The sequence below is a fragment of the Snuella lapsa genome, assembly GCF_039539345.1.
Lineage (GTDB): Bacteria > Bacteroidota > Bacteroidia > Flavobacteriales > Flavobacteriaceae > Snuella > Snuella lapsa.
In genome coordinates this window covers 1-746 of sequence record NZ_BAABCY010000123.1, presented here as the reverse complement: position 1 = coordinate 746, position 746 = coordinate 1, and the positions used below count along the sequence as shown (strand labels likewise).

At 32.4% G+C, this 746-nt stretch carries 1 protein-coding gene; it reads right to left on the bottom strand.

Annotated features, from left to right (window positions below; all coding sequences use genetic code 11):
• Positions 1-746, bottom strand: a 746-nt coding sequence (locus ABD792_RS19135) for an ISAs1 family transposase (protein WP_345008194.1), incomplete at both ends; no start/stop codon positions are given.

The window sequence follows — 746 nt, the reverse complement described above, 5'->3', positions numbered from 1 at the left end:
TCTATTTTTACTTTTCTTAAAAGTTTGTTCTTGATTTACCAAAGTCAAAACGATTTTCATAATGATGTTCATATTTTCTGGAGTATTTTCAGTTCTCTTTCTAGAATGATCTTCACCAAATATCACATCCAAAGACCAATGTAATTTATTTTCTATAGCCCAATGACTTCTAATTATATGATTTGCCTGTTTTGCGTTAAGATTTAAATTTGAAATATAATAGCGTGTTTCATTAGTTGTTTTACCATCGCTTTTACTGTAAGTTTCTTTTTCTACTTGGATAAAGCAGTTTAATTCCCTCCATTGATTAGAGTTGTTCAAATGACTGAGATTATTAAATACTTTAGCGGTACGTTTTTCTACTCTGCCATGACCAAAGTCTTCCTCTAAATGAACACTTTGAGGTTTTTCTAATTTCACAGTATCTTTTATAGCTTCCAGCAAGTTGCCTTGATTAGCTTTAGCTGCAATGACATAATTAGCATTTTCATCTATAATAGAACTTACGATTTCACGCTGACACCCCATAGCATCAATAGTTATAGTACAATCTTTAATCTCTAAGGATTTAATCAGTTCTGGAATAGCTGTGATTTCATTAGATTTTTCTTGAGTCTTTACTTGTCCTAAGCAAATTCCAGATTCACTAGCCATAGCACTGAGAATATGAGGGGCTATAGAGCTCTTCTTAGATTTATCTTTAGCTCCACAAATGGTCTTGCCATCAATCGCTATAACCCCTTCAA